Genomic DNA, 21,471 nt, shown 5'->3' with positions numbered 1-21,471 from the left:
TGGTTGGACCACTACAGGGGGCAGTCATGGGGATGCACGCGAGCGGACCTGACCGGAGTGGGCGGTGAATCCGGAGCCGGCCACAGCGGAGGCGGTGGCAGCATCGGTGATCGGCCTCCCCGGCGGCATGGATCTCGCACTCAACGGTGGCTCCGACCGGGCGCGCGAGGCCGGGGCCGAGATCAGGGACAACGCCATGGCGCAGTTCGGGTACACCGCGGTGTACGAGGGCAGGCCCGTCGACGACGACCCGTTCGAGGTCATGTCGCACGAGGACATCTGGAGCAAAGCGCAGGCGCTTCAGGCCGAGCACATCGACGCCACGTCCGGCAACTGGCGAATCCTGGGCAACGACGCTGCAACCGACGCCGCCGCCTTCGCGTTGAAGGTGACCAACCAGGTCGGGACCAACTGGCAGGGCGCCGCGGCCGAGGCCGCCGGGCAGGGTGTCGATCGCTACGCGACCTCGGCAGGCGAATTGATGCTGGCCGCCGACGGTCTTTCGCAGAAGGTTCAAGCGACGTCGGCCGGGGTGAGCGCCACCCGCGCTGCTCTGCCCCCGCCCGTTCCGTACGGCACCGGCGAGAAGATCTTCGACGTCGGTTCCTGGCTCACCAGAACACTGCTGCCCGGTGACCTCAAGAGTTTCCAACACCTCCACGAAGAAGCGGAGGAGGCTGCTCGTACCGTGATGAAGAGTCAGTATGCGCCCGTCATTCGTGAAGCGGCCGTTCAGGTTCCGGTTCTTCCGCCCGCACTGAACCCGTTGAGCGGTTCCGAGGGGCTTACCTTTTCGTCCCCTGGCGCGTCTCGACCGGATTCCGGTGGTTCCGGGTGGGGCGGTATGTCCAGAGGCAGTGCCGGTCCCGGCAGCGCGGGGACGACTACGGCGAACCCAGGCGGCGACGCTGCCGCAACGCCGCAGGCTCCCTCCACCGAGGCATCGAGCTGGGCGCCCGCAGAATCCGCCGCATCGGCTGCGAGCCAGACCAATTCGAGCCCCTACGGTGCCGGGCAGGGAAGCGGCGGAGCACAGGGCACCGGCGCACCCTCCTCCACCAGCAGCGCAGCTGCGGGATCACCGGTCGGCGGAGCACTCGCGCCGGGCGGGTCCGGCGGGCGGCCGGGAGGTAGCGGCGCAGGCTCGCGGTTCGGTTCGGGGGGTTCCGGAGTTTCGGGCGGCTCCGGCGGCGTGCGCGGTGGCGGCGGTCTGGGTCCAGGCAGCCTGGGCGCAGGCGGTTTCGGCGGACCGGGAGGAGGTTCGTCGGTCGGCGGCCCGTCCGGGAGCGGACTGGGTGCGGCTGGAGGCGGCGGTGTCGCCGGGGCAGCCGGAGCGACGGCTGGACGTCCCGGCACCCCGGGAATGGGTATGGGCGGCATGGCCCCTGCGGCGGGCCGTGGAGGGGGAGGTGGCGACGACGATGTCCATCAGACACCCGGCTACCTGATCGACGCGGTGAACGGAGACGAACTGATCGGATCGCTTCCGCTCGTGGCACCCCCGGTGCTCGGAGAGTGACACTTCAGCATTGGACACTCGACGGTCTCGTGTTCAGGATGCTCCTCGAGCAATCCGGGCGAGACCGCCTGCCGTTCCCCGTTCAGCATCGTCCGATGGCCGACTCCGCTGCCGACTATCACCGCAGACGTCACGAGGCCACGACTGCCGCGCTCGAGATCCTGGACGAGGATCTTCGTTTCGCGATCCGGACGATCGTCGAGCCGGTTGTCCGAGTGGAACTCGTCGGGCACGTCAGGACCGGAGACACCGAGCACACGAAACTGCGCGCGCACGCGGCTGTGGGACACGACGTAGCCGTCGTTCTGACGCAGGCACCCGGCATCGACGACCGCTCCGGCGGCGACATCACTCTGGAGACGATGGAATCGTTCCGAGGTGTGCGTGCCGTCGTGGATGTGTTGCCGAACGTGGTGCGCGGCACCGGCCCGCGGATCGATGTGAGCCGGCCCGCCACCGAAGGCGACACGGAGAGATCACCTCTGCTGCAGAGTATGTCGCGCACGAGCAACGACGACCGCTACGAGCGTTTGTTCTCCCGTCCACCGTCCAGTGCAGGCGAGATCCTGGTGTGCGCCGGCCCGGCACCGGACAGCAGGCTGACCGAGGGAACGACCGGTGTGCAGTGGGTGGATTTCGCCGACGACGGGCGCTACATGATCCGGCACACGTCGATCATCAGCGTGATTCCGGTGACGGTGTCGGAGCTGGTAGCGGAGGTTCGGGGGCTCGTCGGGAAAGCCACGGCGGTTCGATGACCCGTTGACACCATAACGATTCTCGATACTATATCGATATTCGTTGTTATCGACTATCGATATGGAGTTGTCATGGGCTCGTCACTGGGATCGCGACGATCGAACCGGATAGTGATGGCAATCTATGCCCTGATCGCCGTCGGCTGGTCGGCGTGGAGGCTGTTCGAGTACGGGCTGTCGTCCTACGTTCGGGTCTCGGTCGAGCCCGTCGTCGACACTCCCGTCGTCGGCCTCTACGGCGGTGAGCTCCAGCCCGGCAACGTGGCCGAGTTGGCATTCGCCAAGTCCGACGTGCAACGCCTGATGGGAATGATCGATTTCTTCCGATACTCCGAGACAGTCGTCGGGCTGGTTCTGTTGCTGGTGGGGATGACATTCCTCTACCGATTCTGCGACCGAGTCATCGACGGCCGGGCCTTCGGGAAGGGTGCGACGGTCGACCTGACGGTGGTAGCCGGCGTCGTCGTGCTCTACCCGTTCCTCACCGGAATGCTGCGGCAGATGGGCACCAACTCCGTCCTGGGATCGCTCGAGCTGACCGATGTACTGGACACCGCGGCCAGCTTCGACGGGGTCTGGATCGCGATTGCGGTCGCCGCATTCCTCCAATTCGTCTACGCAGCAATCCAACAGGGCACGAGGCTCGTCGAGGACACCGAGGGATTGGTCTGATGGGTGAGCCCACCGAACACCTGATCACCTGCCATCTCGGGGAGATACTCGATGCCCGCGGAATGACCTTGGCCGAGCTCTCCCGTGTCGCAGGCGTCAGCGTCGTGAACCTGTCGGTGCTGAAGAACGACCGAGCCAAAGCAATTCGGTTCAGCACACTGACGGCGGTGTGCCTCGCGCTCGGGTGCACGCCCGGCGACCTGTTCAGCGTCCGGACGCAGTAGCCCCATCCGGACAAATCCACCCAGTACATTGGTGTGCAGCATCCGCATCCGACCGAAGGACTTCTTTCATGTCTGCTCCCGGCCAACCCTTGGCAAAGGGTCAGAACGGCCCGATCACAGCAGCCGATGTTCTCGTCTCTGTGCAACTGTCCGCACCCGCCGACCTGTCCGCCCTACTGGTGACAGCGGACGGAAAGGTGCGAACCGACGCAGACTTCGTCTTCTTCAACCAGCCGACCGGACCTGGCGTTCGGCTGGTCTCCGGCCAAGCCGGGCAACCGGCACAGCTCGCCGTGTCGCTCGCGCAGATACCGGCGGACATCGAGCAGATTCGCGCGGTCATCACGCTCGAGGATGCATCGTCCAACTTCGGCCGGTCCGCACCCCCGGCTGCGTACGTGAGCGACGGTCAGGGAAATCCCCTCTACCACTACACCATCGACGGCCTGAGCAGCGAGTCCATCGTCATCGCAGTCGAGATCTACCGTCGTTCCGGAGCATGGAAGGTCCGCGCCGTCGGGCAGGGGTATGCCGGCGGGTTCGCAGCCCTGGTGACCGACCACGGCGTATCCGTCGACGACGCGCCGGCTGCCCCCGCAGCACCGACACCGCCTCCCGCCGCAACACCACCACCCGCTCCGGCGGCCGCGCCCGTGCCGCCACCACCGGCCGCGCCGGCAGGTCCACCCGAGGTCAACCTCACGAAAGCACGCCCCGTCAGCCTCAGCAAAGGCCAGAAGGTCACGCTGAAGAAGGACGGCGGAGTCGCGCTGACCATCATCCGCATGGGACTCGGCTGGGACCCCGTCCAGGCACCGAAGAAGACCAGCTTCTTCGGCGGGGGCGGCAAAGGCGGCAACGTCGACCTCGACGCGTCGGCCATCATGTTCGCCGGGAACAACGTCGCCGACGTCGTCTACTACGGTCAACTCCGCGCCAAGGACGGATCCATCCTGCACCAGGGTGACAACCTCACCGGCGAAGGAGAAGGCGACGACGAGGTAGTGAACGTCGACCTCACCCGCGTACCCCCGCAGGTCACGGCCATCGTCTTCACCGTGACCTCCTACCGAGGGCAGACCTTCGAGCAGATCCAGAACGCCTTCTGCCGGCTCGTCGACGACACCAACAACGCCGAACTCGCACGCTTCACCCTGCAAGGCGGCATGCCGTTCACCGGCCTCGTCATGGCCAAGGTCTACCGCGACGGCGGCAACTGGAAACTCCAGGCCATCGGCGAAGGCATCAACGCCAAACACGCCGGCGAAGCCGTCCCTCAACTCGGGCCCTACATCCGGCCCTGACAACCTCGCCCCGCCGCCGCCCGCATCCCGCCGGAGCGAACGTGCCGTTCAGTCACTCCAAGTGACCGAACGAACCGTTCGGTCCCCGGGTGGCCGGGTTGCACCGGACGCCCGTCGGAGCGAACGTGCCGTTCAGTCACTCCAAGTGACCGAATGAACCGTTCGGTCCCCGGGTGGCTGGGTTGCAGGGGTACCGGTGGAAACGCGGTGGACGTCGCGGGTGTGGTCGAGGACGCCGCCGATGGGGTCGTCGGTGCCGTTGCGGCGGATGAGGTCTTCCTGGGGTCGGTAGATCTGCCGGACGACGAGTGCGCAGAGGCCGATGACGGCGATGTCGCGGAGAACGATTGCGGCGGTGAACCATTGCTCGGGCACGCCTTTGTTGCCGATGCCGAGGTAGTAGTACATCCGTGGGAACCAGATGAGGGCGTCGACGGCCATCCAGGCGAGGAGGAGTCGGCGGTGCGGTAGCGCGAGGACGGCGAGCGGTACGAGCCAGAGGGAGTACTGGGGGCTCCAGACTTTGTTGGTCAGGAGGAATCCCGCGACGACGAGAAAGCAGAGTTGCGCCAGCCTGGGGCGCATCGGGGCGTTGACTGCGATGTAGGCGATTGCGACGCAGACGATTGCGAAGAGTCCGAGGGTGACGGCGTTGAGTACCAATGGCTTGTCGCCGGGGTATAGGGTGCCGTCGAAGCCTCCCCAGCCCGTGAAGGACGTGATGACGTTGTAGATCGAGTCGGGGTCGGCGCCGCGGGCGGAGTTGAGGCGGAAGAACTCGTACCATCCGCTCGGATAGAGCAGTGCGATGGGAAGATTGACGGCGAGCCAGGCGGCGACGGCCGCACAGGTGGCTTGTCCCCATTCCCTCATCTTGCCGGCGCGCCAACACAGTACGAGGAGCGGTCCGAGCAGCAGGAGGGGATACAGCTTGGCGGCGCCGCCGAGCCCCAGCAGAACACCTGCGAGGATCGGTCTCTTACGGCCCCAGGCGAGGAGGGCGCCGGCGGCGAAAGCGGTTGCGAGAGCGTCGAAATTGGTGAAGCCGTGTACCACGACGAGTGGTGACGCGGCAACGAGGGCGGCGTCCCATATTCTGCGTCCGGCGGATATGGCGGTGGCCCACACCGTCACCAGCCAGGCGATCGCCAAGCCGATGACGACGACGTTGAAGTAGACGGCGACCGGGAGCGCTTGCGGCAACCAGGACACCGAACTCCATGCCTCGGCCACGACCATCGACCCGTACTGGTACAGCCCGGACAGCACCGGGTACTCCATGTAGCGGATCTGGGTTGTGCCGTCGGCAGCTACTTCCTCCCAGGACTTCTTGTACGGGAAGGCGCCTTCGTCGAGACGTTCGGCTCCGAACAACGGCACGGTGTCGGAGTAGCACATTGCCACGTACTGACGGCTGCCGCTCCAGTCGAGCCCGAGCTCGCCGTCGGGACCGTTGGGGGCCTGTTGAATACAGCCTGCCTTCGCGAACCAGCCGAACGCGAGAAACACGACGGCGAGCAGCAACAGAACCCGCAGCGGGGTGAAGAAGCGTTGCCTGCCGATCAGCGCGTGCCGACCGGCGGGGCCTCCGATGGCGGCCGTGAGTTCGGCCGCCATCGGGTCCGACGTGGCGGGTAGATCCCGGGCACTGTTCGAGCGAAGATCCGGCGCGAGCGGCCCCGGACTTGCAACCCTGCGTTCGACGGGGGTGCCGGGGTTGCTGTCGCTCACTCCGGACAGGTTACCGGCCCGGGGCCGGTTCGGGTTCCTGCGCTGGAGCCTCCGGTTCGGCAGGAGTCTCCGGCGTCGGAGCGGGCGCCAGTCCGGGTAGCGGGATGGTCACGCCGGGCAGGATTTCCACCTGCCGCGGGGTGATCACCACGGGCGGCGAGATCTCCGTCGGGATCGGCAGTGTGATGGGCGGAGGCTCGGACGTCGGCGCGACGGTCGTCGGCGCGGCCGGCGCCGAATACTGCGGCACGCCTGCCTGTCCCGCGATGGGCTCAGGCGTCGGGAACGTCTCGTTGGTCGTTCCTTCGAGGGTTCCGTCCATCGTGTCCTTCCAGATGTCCGACGGAATTCCGGAGCCGTAGATCGAGCCGCCGTAGCTGTTCTGCAGCGGCAGCCCCTGCTCGGTACCGACCCACACGGCGGTGGACAGCGACGGGGTGTAACCCACCATCCAGGCATCCTTGTTCTCGCCGGTGTCGCCGAGCTGCGCCGTACCCGTCTTCGCTGCGGACTGTCGTCCACCGGCGAGGTTGTGCCCGTTGGAGTATCCGGCAATGGGACGCATCGCGGCGGTGACGTTGTCCGCCACTGCAGCGGGGACGACCTGCTGGCCGGGCTCGGCGCCTCGATCGAGGAGGACGGTGCCGTCGGCCGTCACGACGCGTTGCACGAAATGCGGTGCGTGATAGACGCCCGATGCGGCGAGGGTGGCGTAGGCGGAAGCCATGTCGATGACGCGTGACTGGTACTGCCCGAGGACGATCCCGTTGTTGGGTCCGACGCCGTCGCCTTCGGTCAGCGTGGGTCCGACGCCTGGAATTTCCTCGGCGACACCCAGTTTGTGCGCCATGTCCGCGATGGACTGGGGGCCGTTGTCCATGGCGAGCTGCATGCGATAGAAGCTCGTGTTCAAGGATCGCTTGAGTGCCTCTGCGATGGTGCACGTTCCGCAGGACTCGCCCTCGACGTTGCCGATGGAGATGCCGTTGACCGTCAGCGGGGAGCTGTCGTACATCTGCGACAGCGGGATGCCTTGGTCGAGCGCCGCGGCGAGACCGAACACCTTGAAGGACGAGCCCGTCTGCAGACCGGACTGCGCGAAGTCGAATCCACGGCCGTCGGCGCCGCCGTAGTACGACTTGACCGCGCCGGTTCTGGGATCGATGGACACCGATGCAGTGCGCAGGTCGCCCGGCTCTCCTTCGAGATTGCTGTTCACCGCGTCGATGGCGGCCGCTTGCGCGGCCGGGTCGATCGTCGTGGTGATCTGCAGGCCTTCGGTGTTCAGGTCCTGCTCACTGACTCCCGCGGCGGACAGTTCGCGGAGAACCTGCGCCTTGATCAGTCCGTTGGGGCCGCTGTCGGTGTCGTCGTTCGATGCAGCCGAGCTGGGGATCCATGGCGGATAGACCATGGCTGCGCGCTGAGCCTGATCGATGTTGCCCTGGCTGACCATGCCGTCGAGCACGTAGTTCCACCGCGACTGGGCACCCTCGGGATTGAACTCGGGGTCCAAGCCGGAGGGCTGCTGAATCGTCGCGGCGAGGACGGCACCTTCTTCGATCGTCAGCTGGTCGACCGGCTTGCCGAAGTACGCCGTCGACGCTGCCGCGATGCCGTACGCACCGCGACCGAAGTAGATCGTGTTCAAGTACGCGGCCAGGATGTCGTCCTTGGACCACTGGCGAGCCATCTTCGAGGAGATGACGAGCTCACGCATCTTTCGAGTCAGAGTGCGCTCGGATCCGACGAGTGCGTTCTTCACGTACTGCTGAGTGATGGTCGAGCCACCGCCGGCGCTGTCGCGGCCCAGCACGTTGTCGCGCAACGCGCGACCGAAGCCGGTGATCGAGAAGCCGGGGTTGGAGTAGAAGTCACGATCCTCCGCCGACAGCACGGCGTTGCGCACGTGCAGCGGGATCTGGTCGATCGTGACGTCGGTCCGGTTCCCTTCAGGTGGGACGACCCGGCCCAGCTCGGTGGTGCCGTCGGAGGCGAGAATCGTCGCCACCTGATTGGTCTTGATGTCGCCGGGACGAGGGACGTCCTCGACGGTGTACGCCACCATGAAGGTGAGGATCGGAACGATCAGACCCAACGCGACCAGCACGTACAAGGTCCGTCGAACTGTGCGCCACTTGGACTTCTTCTTCGTTTTCGCGGCGGAACCTCTCTCGGGCGGTTCGGGCGGTTCGTTGCCCGAAGAGCGTGGAACACCGTCGTCCGGAGGTCCGGTCGGCGGAAGATTGGATGGTGGAACGGGAGGCGGCGGACCGGCGGCAGGGCGTCGGACATCCTGCCGGGCGTTCGGCAGCGGGGGACGACCGGGAGGCGGGTTCTGCAGAGGGCGCCCTTGGGCGTCACGTGCCGGGGGGCGTGGATTCGGCGGAATCGGCCGACCCTGGGCGTCACGACGCAGGGGCGGGGGCCCGGCCGGTGGGCCGAGAGGACGGCCTTGCGCGTCGCGCCTGACACCGGGGGGAGGTCCTGCCGGACGACGCCCGGGGGGTGGCATCGGGGGACGTGGGCCCGGCGGACGACCGGAGGTGCCGGGGGGCACGTTCGGTGGGCGCCTGGACGGGTCACGATCCCCGGAGCTACCGCCGGGGGTGTTGTCGTAGGGGGAACTCACGTACAGAACTCCAGTGGTCTTGGGCGGGCACTACTCACATGGAAGACCGGGGTCGGTCAGCGCATGCGATTGTGTCACTCGCTCGCTGTTCGACGGCCAGGTCCGCGAGAATTGGACCGGGACCGTCGCGGTTGCTTGGGCGCGGGCACGGCGCCGAGGACATAGGACTGCACGAGGTGGTTCCAGCTGCAGGACCTGCAGACCTCCACCACGTGGACGGAGAATTCCTCCTGCGTCGCGGCGAGGCGTACCAGCTCGTCCGCGGTGCGAGCGGACCCGGACAGTGGGCCCAGTTTCTCGCCGAACACCCAGGAGACGTGGGTGAGCTGTTCCTTCCTGCAGATCGGGCAGACGACGTCGCTGCCGCGGCCGTGGAACTTGGCGGCCCGGAGCAGATAGGGATCGGCGTCGCACACGGCGCTCACTCCGGTCCTGCCCGAGTACACCTCGGCAAGCAGCGACCGTCGCTGAAGGGCGTAGTCCACCACCTGTCGCTGAAGTCGCACGAGAACCAGAGTACGTGCGGCCGCCGACGGGTGGGCGCCGGTGTCACCGCATCTGGGCAATTCGGGGACCCGAAACTATGCTCCACCTGTGCCGACGCGACTTCCGCCCTCCACCCGGGCGAGGGATACCGACCGAACTCAGGCATGCGCCACTCTCGACGAGGCCCGGGCCGACGGTCAATTGTCCGAGGAGGAGCACGCGGCGCGTATCGACCTGGCGATGGAAGCGGAGACGCTGGCGGATCTGCACTCGCTCATCGAGGACCTGCAGAACGAGACCGACCTTGCTCCCATGGCCGACCCGATCGAGCTGGTACATCCGGTTCGCACGGCGAGGTCGTCGCGCCTGGGGTTCTTCGCGGTCGCGATTCCGCTGGTGGCAGCGGCCGTCGCGATCACGTTCGGTGTCAGGTCGTGCGCTGCGGAGGGCGACCCCGTCGCCACCTACGGTGAGATGGGCTACCAGAACCCCGCCATCGTGGCGGATATCGCAGCCGCTCTGCAGGCTCGGACGGGCACCACCGTCGTCGACAGTCTCGGTCTGTACGAGTCCTACGCGATCCTCAGGATGCCCGCGCCCGGGGCGCCGCAGAAGCAGGTCACCTACGACTTCCGCGACGGCGTGCTCGAATTCGACGAGGACTGGTCGACGTCCAGGCGGGCGGATCAGCAGCAGATCGATCTCGCGACGGTCGACCTACCGAAATTGGCTGCCGTCGTGGCCGGAGCTGCGGCGAGCCTGAATCTGTCGAGGATCGACAGCCTCAACATTCAGATGCGAGGTGAGTCCGACGGTCCCGAGGTGTTGATCAGCGCAGACAACACCGACGAGGAAAGCGGCACCATGTCGGTCGATCCGGCAGGCAACTTCTTGTACGTGACCCCGTTCCAGTTCGGGAAGTAGGACTCTCATGGCGGCGAAATACCGTTCCACCGCATTCCGCGCACGCGACATCGACCGCGCGCTCACCGCGTCGGCGCTCGACACGGCCTACGCCGACGGTCAGCTGTCCTTCGGCGAGCATCGTCTGCGCAGCGAACGGGCCCGCAACGCGGTGACCTTGGACGAACTGCACCGTCTGGTCAGCGATCTGCAACTCGACGTCGATCTCCCCGAACCCGTTGCCCGACGGTCCGCGCCGAAACCCCGCGTGTTTCTCGCTCTCGGATCCGTCGTGATCATCGCCGCCGGGTTGGCACTGTTCTTCGCGACCCGAGACTCCGAGGAGGAACCCGTTGTAGCGCAACAGGAGACGACGGTGTCACCAGCCTCGCAACCGTCGATGCCGCTGCCGGCGGACGTGATGCCGATCGTCGCGCAGCCGTTCGTCTTCGACACCGCCGCGGGCCTCGAGGACTTCCGCAATCGGTACATCGAACGTTTCGGAACGACCGAGGTCCTGGAGTTGAGCATTCAGGTCGACGACGACAACCGCGCGGATGTGTACCGGGTCTCGGCAGACGGACGTCGGGAACGCGTCTTCGTCGCAGGCGGTTTCGAGGTGTATCGCACCACCGACCTGCTGGATCCGTCCGAGATTCCGTTCGATTGGACGCTCGTCGACTCAGGCGTCGTGGCCGGTCTGATCGCCGGAGCACCGGCGGCCGTGGGGGTTCCCGATGCAGTTGCCGACTGGGTGACCATCGACACCGACGACGGCGTTCCGCAGATTGCAGTGACGGCGTACGACGCCGACCGTCGCGGCGGCCGGATCGTGGCGGATCTCGCGGGCAACATCGTGCGCGTCTCGCCGTACTCCGGCTGACCCCTTCACCTGCGTCGGCAGGAATCTGCGCTTTAGATTAATGTCCTTACATTATGACTTGTATAGATGTATGTACATATATCGAGCCGATACATTTTGTGTATATGCTCGGGAACCGCATCAGGTGCACGACTACACGTCGAGGGGAGAGGTAGGCATGCTCGAGCTGGCAATTCTCGGTCTGCTACTTCAATCCCCGATGCACGGATACGAGCTGCGTAAACGACTGACCGGACTCCTCGGAGCATTCAGAGCGTTCTCCTACGGTTCGCTCTACCCGGCCCTGCGCCGCCTACAGGCGGATGGGCTGATCGCCGAGAACGACGGTCCGGACACACTCGTGAAGCGGCGAGCACGTCGGGTCTACGAGCTCACACCCAAGGGCAAGCAGAGATTCGCCGAGCTCGTTGCGGACACGGGACCGCAGAACTACACGGACGACGGTTTCGGCGTGCATCTCGCCTTCTTCAGCCGGACGCCGGCGGAAGCGCGGCTGCGCATCCTCGAAGGCAGACGTCGTCAAGTCGAGGAGCGCAGAGAAGGGCTCCGCGAAGCGGTGGATCGAGCCAGCGGGACGCTCGACCGCTACACCCGTCAGTTACATCAGCTCGGACTCGAATCCAGCGAACGAGAAGTCCGCTGGCTCAACGAAGTGATCGCTGCCGAGCAGGCGGGCCCGACCGCCACGCCCAACCCGAAAAGCGTTACGAACAAAGAAGGAGAACCCGAACATGGGTGAGAACAACAACACTTCGGACGGCAACGCCATCCGGGTAGCCATCGTGGGTGTGGGCAACTGCGCCGCGTCGCTCGTCCAAGGCGTCGAGTACTACAAGGACGCCGACGAGAACGTCACCGTTCCCGGCCTCATGCACGTCAAGTTCGGCAAGTACCACGTCCGCGACGTGGAATTCGTCGCCGCGTTCGACGTCGACGCCAAGAAGGTCGGATTCGACCTCTCCGACGCGATCTTCTCGAGCGAGAACAACACCATCAAGATCGCCGACGTACCGCCGAAGGACGTTCAGGTTCTGCGCGGACCGACCCTCGACGGGCTCGGAAAGTACTACCGCGAGACCATCACCGAGGCCGACGGCGAAGCGGTGGACGTCGCCCAGGCCCTCCGCGACGCCAAGGTCGACGTGCTCGTGTCCTACCTCCCCGTGGGATCGGAAGAGGCAGACAAGTTCTACGCACAAGCCGCTATCGATGCCGGTGTCGCGTTCGTCAACGCTCTGCCCGTGTTCATCGCCAGCGACCCCGTCTGGGCCCAGAAGTTCGTCGACGCAGGCGTTCCCATCGTCGGCGACGACATCAAGAGCCAGGTCGGTGCCACCATCACGCACCGCGTCATGGCAAAGCTGTTCGAGGATCGCGGTGTTCAGCTCGACCGCACCATGCAGCTCAACGTCGGCGGCAACATGGACTTCCTCAACATGCTCGAGCGCAGCCGCCTCGAGTCGAAGAAGATCTCCAAGACCCAGGCCGTCACGTCGAACCTGCAGCGCGAATTCAACACGAAGGACGTCCACATCGGGCCGAGCGACCACGTCGGCTGGCTCGACGACCGCAAGTGGGCGTACGTCCGCCTCGAAGGCCGCGCCTTCGGTGACGTGCCGTTGAACCTCGAGTACAAGCTCGAAGTATGGGACTCGCCCAACTCGGCCGGTGTCATCATCGACGCCGTCCGCGCCGCCAAGATCGCCCTCGACCGCGGCATCGGTGGACCGGTCATCCCGGCTTCGGCCTACCTGATGAAGAGCCCTCCCAAGCAGCTCGCCGACGACGTCGCGCGCCAGCAGCTCGAAGCGTTCATCATCGACGCCTAGCCCTCACATGAGTGGAGCGGAGCCTGACGGTCACTCCGCAGGCTCCGCTCCCGGGTGGCCTGCGAGTCACTCCGCAGGCTCCACTCCCGGTGGCCTGCAGGTCACTCCGCAGGCTCCGCTCCCGGTGGCCTGAGGGTCACTCCGCAGGCTCCGCTCCCGGTGGCCTGCAGGTCACTCCGCAGGCTCCGCTCACAAGGCGAGGGTCACTTCGTCCCCGTCGGTGCGCTCGGTGCAGATCAGCATTCCGTCGGGCGCGTGCGTTGCAGGGACTCGGCAGGTACCGCAGAAGCCCTGACGACAGGAGTACGCGACGTCGGGGCGCAACGGCATGACCGCGTCCAGGATGGACCTGTCCGCCGGGACCGTCACCCGTTCGCCGGTACTGGCGAGGACCACCTCGAATTCGACGCCGTTCACAATCGGCGGTGCCGAGAACCTTTCGAAGTGAAATTCCGACTCCGGGTCGACTCCGCGTTGCAGTGTGCCGATCATCGGCATCGGTCCGCACGCGTAGATCGCCGCTCCCGGCTGCGATCCTTCCAGCAACATCTCCGACGTCGGGATTCCGTCGACATCGTCGGTTCGAAGCGTCACCGAGCCGCCGAACTCGTCGAGTTCACCCAGGAACGGCAACGACTCTCGGCTTCTGCCGGTGTAGACCATCGACCAGTCGAGTCCCAGTCGGTGCGCCAGCCTCATCATCGGGAGAATCGGTGTGATCCCGATCCCGCCTGCGACGAAATGCAGACTGTCTGCGGGTGATCCGAAACCGGGAACTGCGAAGGCGAACGCGTTTCGCGGACCTCGGACGGTCAATCTGCTGCCGACCTCCAGGTCGTGCATCTCGATCGATCCGCCGCCGCCGTCCGGAATGCGCCGCACTGCAATGCGATAGCGGGTGCTGTCCGCGGGATCCCCGCACAGAGAGTACTGACGCAGCCTCCCCGAGTGCATCTCGACGTCGATGTGCGCACCTGCGCGCCAGGACGGTAGCTCGCCGCCGTGCGCCGCCGACAGAACGAAGCTCACGACGTTCTCGTCGAACGCCTCGATGCGACGCTCGGAGACGACTACCTCGAGTCGCCGATCATCCGTCGCGCCCACGAATTCTTTGCGATGCAGTAGACGCATCGTGCCCATGTGCGCGTTCATGACCCGCTCCAGCACTCGGAGGAGCGGGTCCCGTTCGTGACGACCGTAGAGATCACCGGGCATCGTGGTCGGTACAGGTAGCTGGAGGTTCACGGCAGTGCCGATCGGGCAGCGGGGGACTTCGCCAGATAGGCGACGGCTTGGGCGGTGTCGCCCTCGTCCTCCGGGGTGTACGACGGTTTCAGGTACCGTGCAACGCCTTTCGTCATCTGGGCGAGCGACGGGAGCGATCCTCTGCGCATCGCACCCAACCATTGCAGCCACAGGACGAGGTAACCCCGGTCGGTCAGCGTCGGATCCTGGCGGACGATGAATCGCGTGCCGCGCAGCATCAGCACGATGAAGCCGATAAAGGCGATGAGCATCGAGAAGTTTCGCCGGAAGTACCCGACGCCGAAATACGTTGCGACGTCGTGGGCGACGTTGCGGTGCTCCACTTCCTCGGCACCGTGCCAGCGATAGAGATCCACCATCGCGGGGTCGCCGTCGAAGTCGTCCCATCTCGAGTTCAGCGCGTAGTCACCGAGAAAGGCCGTCAGGTGCTCGATCGCGCCGATCATCGCGATTCGTCCGACCAGCTGCTGCTTCTGGGCTCTCGCCGACAGAGCCGGCCGAGGCCCGAGCACCTTGCGCATCAAATATTCGGAGTGCGACGTGAACGGCCTCGGATCGACGCCGTGTGCGTCGAGGTAGTCGTACAACACCACATTGTGCGTCTCGGCATGCATGGCTTCCTGCCCGATGAAGCCGAGGACGTCCTCGCGCAGTTTCGCGTCGGCGATCAGGGGGAGGGCTTCGGTGTAGGTGGCGCAGAACCACCGCTCCCCCTCGGGGAGTAGCAGATTCAACGCGCTGAGACTGTGCGAGGCGATGGGCTCGTTCGGCATCCAATGCAACGGAGTATCCGACCAGTCGAAGGCGACGTTACGTGCCTGCAAGGACACTTCACCGGGGTCGTGTTCGTTCACGATCGATCCTTTCCACGAACTTCGTTGTTTCGGCGGCGACGAGAGCCGGGTTCTTCAAGGGGAGCCAGTGCCCAGAGCGCACATCGGTGCGGCTGACCCGTGACACCCACCGCTCGATGCCGTCGAACGATGCGGGTCTGATGGCAGGGTCCCGTCGCGTGACCAGCAAGTGGACCGGAACGTGTGTGTACCGCTCCGTCGGCCTCAGGACCTTCTGAAGGACGTTGGCGCGGTAGATGCGCAACCCGTCGACCATGTCGCGGTTCAGGGTCGGCGCGACATGGAGATTTCGCTTGTCCACGCGTTCGACGATGCGCAGCAGCAACGACCAGATCCAGCGCCTTCCGAACATGCGGAAGAAGGTCCGAGACAGCGGCCCCGACATGAAGAACAGCGTGTACGCACCCGAGACCAGCTGAGTGAGTCTCTGCCACAGCGCTTTCGGGCTCGTCGGCGTCGACTGCAGCCACATTCCCATATGGTCGAGGCTCGGGCCCGAGATCGAGGTGAACGACGCGATTCTGGTGTCGGCGCCCGGCTCGCAGATCGCCTCCCACACCTGAACCGATCCCCAGTCGTGAGCGAGAACGTGCACCGGTATCGACCCCGCCACTGCGTCGACGACCGCCATGAAATCCGCGGCCAACTGTTCGAGCGTCATCTCCGTGACGGTGCCGTCACCGAAGGACTCGCCGTGACCTCGCGTGTCGTACGTGACGACGTGGAACTTGTCGGTCAGCAACGGGACCACCGCGTCCCACAGGTGATGGGTGTCCGGCCAGCCGTGCACCAGCACCAGCACCGGGCCGTCGAAGTTGCCGAACTCCTGCACGTAGAGCCCCGCACCGTCGACACGCACGGTGCGTGTTCGGTCGCGCGCCTTCTCGATGGTCATGTCCACTCCCCGCTTGTTCCCGTCACTCCGCCCCGTACCGATAGTACGTTTAACGTTACCGCCGGTACGCCATTGCTGTGAACTCTCCACAATCTCCGCGGAGGTGTCAAGGCACGACCGCCTCCACCTGGGGCGACACCTAGAATGACCAGATGCCTACCTCGCGAGATCCCGAAGCCCGCAGAACCAGGGCACGTGAGGAGTTCGTCGACGCGACGTTCAGGGTCATCGACGCGCACGGGCCGAACCCGAGCATGAACGACATCGCGCGAGAGGCAGGTGCCACGAAGCCGAGGCTGTACCGGCAGTTCGCGGACAAGGCAGATCTGTACAGCGCCGTGGCACAGCGCATGGCCGACGAGGTCTACACGCTCGCCGTATCCGACTTCAACTTCCTGCTCGACGCACCGGTGTCCGCGCTACGACATGCGATCTCCGGTTACGCGGATGTGGTGGGGCGCCACCCCAACGTCTTCCGGTTCCTCGCCCAGTCCAGATCCACTCCCGAAGACCCTGCGATCGCTCCGCCCCTCGACATCGGGCGTGATATCGCGACACGCTTCGCCACCGTCGCGAAGACGATTCTCGATTCGGTCGACGCCGACACCTCGGGCATCGAATACGCGTGCCGCGCCGCCGTCGGGGCTCTCCTGGCCGCAACCGACCTCTGGCTGGACGACACGGAACTCGACGCAGGCGACTTCGTCGACCAACTCACGACCCTGGTCTGGGGACTGCTCGACGCATTCCTGCAGCGCAAGGAAATCGACCTCGACGGCGACGTGCCGATCTTCATGACCCTGGCAAAGCTCAAGGCAGGAGCGGAGCCGGCGGAGTGACCCGATCAGGCAGGAGCGCAGCCGGCGAAGTGACCCGATCAGGCAGGAGCGCAGCCGGCGGAGTGACCCGCCGTCAGGCTCGGATTTTGCGCACCACGTAGGTCAGGGCGGCGAGGAGGCCGATCAGAAGGACGGAGGGCCAGACGGGCGGGTCGCCGCCGAGGATGCCTGCGACTGCGGCGATGAAGGCCATCAGTGCGAAGAAGCCGAGGATGCCGGCGAGGATCTGCAGGTGATCCTGAGCGGTCATGATTTCACGCCGCCTGCGGTGAGTCCGGAGATGATGCGGCGCTGAAAGATCAGCACCATGACGACGAGTGGGATGGCGACGATGGTTCCCGCTGCCATGATCGCCGCATACGGCACGACGTGTGGGTCGTTGCCGGAGAAGCGTGCGATGGCCACGGTGACGGGTTCGGTTTTGTCGCTGGAGAGCTGGCTGGCGAGCAGGTACTCGTTGACTGCGGCGATGAACGCGAGGATTGCGGTGGTGAAGAGTGCCGGCGCGGCCAACGGAAGCATCACCAGGCGGAATGCCTGGAACCGTCCGGCGCCGTCGATGCGGGCGGCTTCTTCCAGTTCCCATGGCAGTTCGGCGAAGAATGCCGTCAGTGTGTAGATGGTCAGGGGCAGCACGAAGGAGATGTTGGGGATGATCATCGCCTGGTAGCTGCCGATCCATCCGATGTTCGTGAAGAACTGGAACAGCGGTGTCACCAGAGCGACGACGGGGAACATCGATGCTCCCAGGACGATGCCGACGACGATGTACTTGAATCGAAAGTCGATGCGGGACAGTGCGTATGCGCAGAAGATTCCGATCACCAGCGCGATGAACGTGGTGACGCCGCCGATGATCAGGCTGTTGGCGACTGCACGGAGGAAGTTGTTTCCGTTGCTCGTGGACAGAGCGTTGCTGAAGTTCTCCGTGGTCACGTGCGTCGGCCAGGGTGTGGTGTCGAACGTGTACCGCGGGTCGCGGAACGCAGTGACGGCCATCCAGTAGAACGGCGCGAGCCCCCATACGAGGATGATCACGACGCCGAGGTAGATACGGGCGGTCTTCATCGGATCGTGCCTTTTCTTTGGTTCTCCTGTGTGCCAACCGCGTTCGCGCCGAGGAATTTCACGAGCACGAAGGCGACGATGAAGATCATGACGAACGAGATGGTCGACAGGGACGCCGCTGCGTTGAACCCTTGCCGGATCTGCTCGACCACGAGAATCGAGATGGTCCGCGTCGCCGGGTTGCCCTCGGTGAGGATGGCGGGCAGGTCGTACATCCGGAGCGCGTCCATCGTGCGGAAGAGAATGGCCACCATCAGCGCGGGCTTGACGAGCGGAAGTGTGATCTTGGTGAACCGTTGCCACGCGGACGCCCCGTCGACGCGCGCTGCCTCGTACACATCGGACGGAATCATCTGCAGGCCTGCGAGAATCAGCAGTGCCATGAACGGTGTGGTCTTCCAGACGTCGGCGATGATGACCGCGAACCTTGCCGGCCACGCGTCTCCCGTCCACAGGATCTGTGTGCCGAGAAGCTTGTTGGCGATTCCGTCGTAGCTGAAGATGAAGTACCAGAGCTTGGCGGTCACCGCCGTCGGGATCGCCCACGGGATCAGAATGGCGGCACGCAGCAAGGCACGGCCGGCGAACGTCTTGCCCATGATGACGGCCATCGCGAATCCGATGACCACCTCGATGGACACCGTCACGACGGTGAAGAACGCCGTGTTGCCGACCGCACCCCAGAACTGCGAACCCAGGGTGCCAGGTGGGCACGGGACGAGCGTGCCCGACGCCGACGTGCACTGCTGCAGGATCCAGTGTGTGTAGTTGGAGAATCCGGCGCTACCGCCCTTGACGAACATTCCCGTCGCGGGATCGAGACCGGCGTCCTTCTGGAAGGACATGACGACGGCACGAATTACCGGATAGGCGATGACGATTGCGAGAATCACCAGAGTCGGGGCGATGAGCAACCAGGCGCGCCCGGCACTCAGCCCGAATCGCCTCTTCTTGTCGGTGCGCACATGCCGACCTGATGGAGTCACTCCGCTGGCTGCGCTCCCGCCGCGGCCGGAGGATGATCCCCCGGCCGCGTCGACGTTTACAGCCCCACTGGGTTCACCAGTAGGTAGAGCCATGAAATTCTCCTGAAATCGAAAGCCGAAGGCTTAGTTAGCGCCTGCGGACTCGATGCCGGCCTGGATGTCGGCGATAGCCTGGTCGACCTGCTTCTCACCCTTGATCGCGGCGGCGGTGTTGTCCTGGATGGCCTTCGACACTGCCGGGTAGAACGGCGTGACGGGACGCGGGACCGCGTTCTCGATCGATTCCTTCAGGGCCGGGAGGTACGGCATCTCGGCGATGAGGGCCGGGTCGTCGTACAGCGATGCAAGTACGGGAGGCAGTGCGCCCTCGGCGATGATGCGCTGAGCCTGCTCACCCTGGAGGAAGCGAAGGAAGTCGGCGGCCGTGGCCTTGTTCTGCGAGAACGCGCTGATCGCTGCGTTGTATCCGCCGAGGGTGGAGGTTCCGACGCCGGTGACGCCGGGAAGTGGCGCGACACCGTACTTTCCGGCGACTGCGGAGCCTTCCTTGGCTGCTGTGCCGTAGACGTACGGCCAGTTACGCAGGTAGAGCGCCTTGCCGTCCTCGAATGCCTGCTGGCTCTCGGGCTCCTTGAACGTGGTGTCCTGGGCGGGGATGACGTTGTTCTGGAACGCCGTCACGAGTGCCTGCAGGCCTGCCTTGGCTTCGGGGGAGTCGACGGTCGGGGTCTTGCCGTCCTCGGCGACGAACGATCCGCCGTGGGCGTTGATGATCTCCGACGCGTTGACCGTCAGGCCCTCGTAGGACGCGAACTGTCCTGCGTAGCAGTCGATGTTGTTCTCCACGGCGACGGTGCAGCTGGCCGTGAGCTCGTCCCAGGTGGTGGGGGCTGCGGGCACGAGGTCGGTGCGGTAGAACAGCAGACCGCCGTTGGTGTTCTTCGGGGCCGCGTACTGGGTGCCGTTGTACGTCGCGCTGTCCACCGTCGACGGGAGGATTCCGGCGTTGTCGAGGGCGAACTCGCCCTCGAGCGGCACGAGCCAGCCCTTCGCCGCGAACTCGGCCGTCCAGATGACGTCGAGAGCCATCACGTCGTAGTCGCTCTGCTCGGCCTGAAGGTGCTGGACCAGGTCGTCGTGTGCCTGGTCGGCGTCGTTGGACTGTTCCTTGAAGGTGACCTGCTCGTCCGGGTTGGCCGCGTTCCACTCTTCGATGATCTGACGGACGACACCGGTTTCGGTGGTGTCCTTGCCTTCGACGTAGGTGATGGGTCCGCGTCCGTCGGTGTTCTCGGATGCGGAATCACTGGATCCGCTGTCGCTGGAACATGCGGTGAGCGTCAGCAGCGAGGCTGCTGTTGCGAGCACCGCCACCTTCGAGATCAAAGACGCCATGAGTTCTCTCCACTTGCTTCGTACACGGTGGTGTGTGTGGGAGGCGGCACAGTGAATGTGCGAATGTGCTCCCCCCGACGCACATGTCGATAGGAACTTATACACATTTCGGTCGCCGCGGGCCATTACCGGCGTTGCTGAATCGGTCAACCCTCACGCGACGGGTCTGTCGGTGAGTGGTTGTAGCCTCGCCCAGGTGACTTCGGACAAGATGCTGACCAGAATCGGTGGGCTTCTCCGCCAGGCGGAGTCGACGGACAACCCGCACGAGGCGGAAGCGTTCATGGAGGCCGCACAGCGTCTCGCGACGTCGACGTCGATCGATCTGGCCGTGGCCCGCTCGCACAGCGCTTCGCGCGAGAAGCAGGCGACGCCGACGCAGCGCGTCGTCCCCATCGGAGAGGCAGGCAAACGCGGTCTGAAGACGTTCGTCCAGTTGTTCGTCTCGATCGCTGCGGCCAACGACGTGACGTGCGACGTCGCACGGTCGTCGACGCAGGTGTTCGCCTACGGTTTCGCGTCGGACATCGACACCACCGAGGCGCTGTATTCGAGCCTCCTCGTACAGATGGTGCGGGCGTCGGACGCCTACATCAAATCGGGCGAGTACAAGAACGAGACTGCGGTACGCACGGTGGTGGAAAAGATCGGTCGCCGACGCTACAAGCGCCAGGAGACGGTCGTCGTCGCTGCGGTCACGGCGCGGTTGAACTTTCAGACTGCCTTCGCCACGCGGGTGGGCAAGCGCCTCGCCGCGGTGAAGAAGGAGGCGGAATCGAAGGCAGTGTCCGAGGAGAAACCGGACGCGGGCACGGCTCTTGTCCTGCGGAACAAGGAGGTCGAGCTGAAGGATTACTACTCGTCGAACTCCACCGCGCGCGGCACCTGGCGGAGCCGAAGCGCGGGTGCGGGGTACTCGCACGGCGCCAGTCGCGCGGGGGACAGGGCGGGCCGCACTGCGCGGCTCGGGGGTGAAACCGAGATCGGCCGCGGTTCGAAGCAGCTCGGGCGGTAATCTGACCCCATCGTGACGTGGCGTAAGCAGACGGACAGCCGTGAATTCTCACCCGGCGAGCGCCTACGCATCCTGGTCGCCCGCTTCCTCGGGGTAGGTTTCGTCGGATATTTCTTCGTGTCGCTGTCCGGAATTGCGGAGGGCGCTGGCATTCTCGTGTCGTGGTGGACGCCGCTGGCCGTGGTGCTGATCTTCGGTCCCGGTGTCGGATT

At 65.3% G+C, this 21,471-nt stretch carries 21 protein-coding genes and 1 pseudogene; 12 read left to right on the top strand and 10 right to left on the bottom strand.

The window, feature by feature from the left end; all coding sequences use genetic code 11:
* Nucleotides 1-64: 64 nt before the first annotated feature.
* The 5 genes from BH95_RS20805 to BH95_RS20785 all read left to right on the top strand — a co-directional run bounded on the left by BH95_RS20805 (nt 65) and on the right by BH95_RS20785 (nt 4,477).
* Entirely contained in the window at nt 65-1,519 is a 1,455-nt protein-coding gene (locus BH95_RS20805) for a hypothetical protein (RefSeq protein WP_037160698.1), read from the top strand.
* The gene (locus BH95_RS20800; protein WP_037160696.1) at nt 1,516-2,277 is read left to right on the top strand and encodes an ESX secretion-associated protein EspG; all 762 of its coding nucleotides are present in this window, start codon (nt 1,516-1,518) and stop codon (nt 2,275-2,277) included. The genes BH95_RS20805 and BH95_RS20800 overlap by 4 nt, the downstream gene beginning before the upstream one ends.
* A 114-nt stretch (nt 2,278-2,391) precedes the next feature.
* Complete coding sequence (locus BH95_RS20795; RefSeq protein WP_020110440.1) at nt 2,392-2,949, top strand: hypothetical protein; 558 nt, start codon at nt 2,392-2,394, stop codon at nt 2,947-2,949.
* Nucleotides 2,949-3,173, top strand: coding sequence for a helix-turn-helix domain-containing protein (locus BH95_RS20790; protein WP_019665144.1), 225 nt, complete (start codon nt 2,949-2,951; stop codon nt 3,171-3,173). The genes BH95_RS20795 and BH95_RS20790 overlap by 1 nt, the downstream gene beginning before the upstream one ends.
* Before the next feature lie 68 nt (nt 3,174-3,241).
* Nucleotides 3,242-4,477 carry a TerD family protein gene (locus BH95_RS20785; protein ID WP_170947517.1) on the top strand — a complete coding sequence of 412 codons (1,236 nt, stop codon included), beginning with the start codon at nt 3,242-3,244 and terminating at the stop codon, nt 4,475-4,477.
* A 132-nt stretch (nt 4,478-4,609) separates the two neighbouring features.
* Here BH95_RS20785 and BH95_RS20780 read toward each other — a convergent pair whose 3' ends face one another.
* From BH95_RS20780 to BH95_RS20770, 3 genes are all read right to left on the bottom strand, one after another.
* Nucleotides 4,610-6,208: a glycosyltransferase family 87 protein gene (locus tag BH95_RS20780; RefSeq protein ID WP_179277969.1), complete on the bottom strand. Its 1,599-nt coding sequence runs from the start codon at nt 6,206-6,208 to the stop codon at nt 4,610-4,612.
* Nucleotides 6,209-6,218: 10 nt separating this feature from the next.
* The gene (locus BH95_RS20775; RefSeq protein WP_371828336.1) at nt 6,219-8,723 is read right to left on the bottom strand and encodes a transglycosylase domain-containing protein; all 2,505 of its coding nucleotides are present in this window, start codon (nt 8,721-8,723) and stop codon (nt 6,219-6,221) included.
* A gap of 191 nt (nt 8,724-8,914) precedes the next feature.
* On the bottom strand, nt 8,915-9,346 hold the full coding sequence (locus BH95_RS20770) for a DUF5318 domain-containing protein (protein WP_026347800.1): 432 nt from the start codon (nt 9,344-9,346) through the stop codon (nt 8,915-8,917).
* A gap of 88 nt (nt 9,347-9,434) precedes the next feature.
* Between BH95_RS20770 and BH95_RS20765 the strand changes: the two genes are divergently transcribed.
* The 4 genes from BH95_RS20765 (at nt 9,435) to BH95_RS20750 (ending at nt 12,941) form a co-directional block, all read left to right on the top strand.
* Nucleotides 9,435-10,250, top strand: a complete 816-nt coding sequence (locus BH95_RS20765) for a DUF1707 SHOCT-like domain-containing protein (RefSeq protein ID WP_080738070.1) — start codon at nt 9,435-9,437, stop codon at nt 10,248-10,250.
* Nucleotides 10,251-10,257: 7 nt separating this feature from the next.
* Nucleotides 10,258-11,112 carry a DUF1707 domain-containing protein gene (locus BH95_RS20760; protein ID WP_037183890.1) on the top strand — a complete coding sequence of 285 codons (855 nt, stop codon included), beginning with the start codon at nt 10,258-10,260 and terminating at the stop codon, nt 11,110-11,112.
* 157 nt (nt 11,113-11,269) lie between these two features.
* Entirely contained in the window at nt 11,270-11,851 is a 582-nt protein-coding gene (locus BH95_RS20755) for a PadR family transcriptional regulator (protein WP_019665137.1), read from the top strand.
* Nucleotides 11,844-12,941 (top strand): inositol-3-phosphate synthase, encoded by a 1,098-nt coding sequence (locus BH95_RS20750; RefSeq protein ID WP_019665136.1) that lies wholly within the window; start codon nt 11,844-11,846, stop codon nt 12,939-12,941. The genes BH95_RS20755 and BH95_RS20750 overlap by 8 nt, the downstream gene beginning before the upstream one ends.
* A gap of 189 nt (nt 12,942-13,130) precedes the next feature.
* On the opposite strand, the gene BH95_RS20745 is transcribed toward BH95_RS20750, so the two are convergent.
* From BH95_RS20745 to BH95_RS20735, 3 genes are read right to left on the bottom strand one after another with little or no spacing between them, the layout of a single operon-like run.
* Nucleotides 13,131-14,186: a PDR/VanB family oxidoreductase gene (locus tag BH95_RS20745; RefSeq protein ID WP_037183887.1), complete on the bottom strand. Its 1,056-nt coding sequence runs from the start codon at nt 14,184-14,186 to the stop codon at nt 13,131-13,133.
* Entirely contained in the window at nt 14,183-15,061 is an 879-nt protein-coding gene (locus tag BH95_RS20740) for a metal-dependent hydrolase (protein WP_019665134.1), read from the bottom strand. The genes BH95_RS20745 and BH95_RS20740 overlap by 4 nt, the downstream gene beginning before the upstream one ends.
* Nucleotides 15,039-15,956 (bottom strand): alpha/beta fold hydrolase, encoded by a 918-nt coding sequence (locus tag BH95_RS20735; protein WP_052060203.1) that lies wholly within the window; start codon nt 15,954-15,956, stop codon nt 15,039-15,041. The genes BH95_RS20740 and BH95_RS20735 overlap by 23 nt, the downstream gene beginning before the upstream one ends.
* A gap of 152 nt (nt 15,957-16,108) precedes the next feature.
* Here BH95_RS20735 and BH95_RS20730 point away from each other — a divergent pair, with 152 nt between their 5' ends.
* Nucleotides 16,109-16,795 (top strand): TetR/AcrR family transcriptional regulator, encoded by a 687-nt coding sequence (locus tag BH95_RS20730; RefSeq protein ID WP_019665132.1) that lies wholly within the window; start codon nt 16,109-16,111, stop codon nt 16,793-16,795.
* A gap of 73 nt (nt 16,796-16,868) precedes the next feature.
* Here the strand turns inward: BH95_RS20730 and BH95_RS29115 are convergent, their stop codons facing one another.
* The 4 genes from BH95_RS29115 to BH95_RS20715 are packed head-to-tail and all read right to left on the bottom strand — an operon-like array spanning nt 16,869 to nt 20,244.
* Entirely contained in the window at nt 16,869-17,045 is a 177-nt protein-coding gene (locus BH95_RS29115) for a hypothetical protein (protein WP_019665131.1), read from the bottom strand.
* Complete coding sequence (locus BH95_RS20725) at nt 17,042-17,863, bottom strand: carbohydrate ABC transporter permease (RefSeq protein ID WP_019665130.1); 822 nt, start codon at nt 17,861-17,863, stop codon at nt 17,042-17,044. The genes BH95_RS29115 and BH95_RS20725 overlap by 4 nt, the downstream gene beginning before the upstream one ends.
* Entirely contained in the window at nt 17,860-18,942 is a 1,083-nt protein-coding gene (locus BH95_RS20720; protein WP_208601192.1) for a carbohydrate ABC transporter permease, read from the bottom strand. The genes BH95_RS20725 and BH95_RS20720 overlap by 4 nt, the downstream gene beginning before the upstream one ends.
* A 30-nt stretch (nt 18,943-18,972) precedes the next feature.
* Nucleotides 18,973-20,244 carry an ABC transporter substrate-binding protein gene (locus tag BH95_RS20715; RefSeq protein WP_019665128.1) on the bottom strand — a complete coding sequence of 424 codons (1,272 nt, stop codon included), beginning with the start codon at nt 20,242-20,244 and terminating at the stop codon, nt 18,973-18,975.
* Nucleotides 20,245-20,440: 196 nt separating this feature from the next.
* Here BH95_RS20715 and BH95_RS20710 point away from each other — a divergent pair, with 196 nt between their 5' ends.
* Together BH95_RS20710 and BH95_RS29650 are read left to right on the top strand one after the other, a co-directional pair.
* Nucleotides 20,441-21,259 carry a DUF2786 domain-containing protein gene (locus BH95_RS20710; protein WP_020110451.1) on the top strand — a complete coding sequence of 273 codons (819 nt, stop codon included), beginning with the start codon at nt 20,441-20,443 and terminating at the stop codon, nt 21,257-21,259.
* 12 nt (nt 21,260-21,271) lie between these two features.
* Nucleotides 21,272-21,471, top strand: a pseudogene (locus tag BH95_RS29650) (sensor histidine kinase); the annotation flags it as partial.

The organism is Rhodococcoides fascians A44A, assembly GCF_000760735.1.
Classification (GTDB): Bacteria; Actinomycetota; Actinomycetes; order Mycobacteriales; family Mycobacteriaceae; genus Rhodococcoides; species Rhodococcoides fascians_E.
The sequence above is the reverse complement of the archived record's forward strand: the minus strand, read 5'-3'. Positions and strand labels throughout refer to the sequence as shown.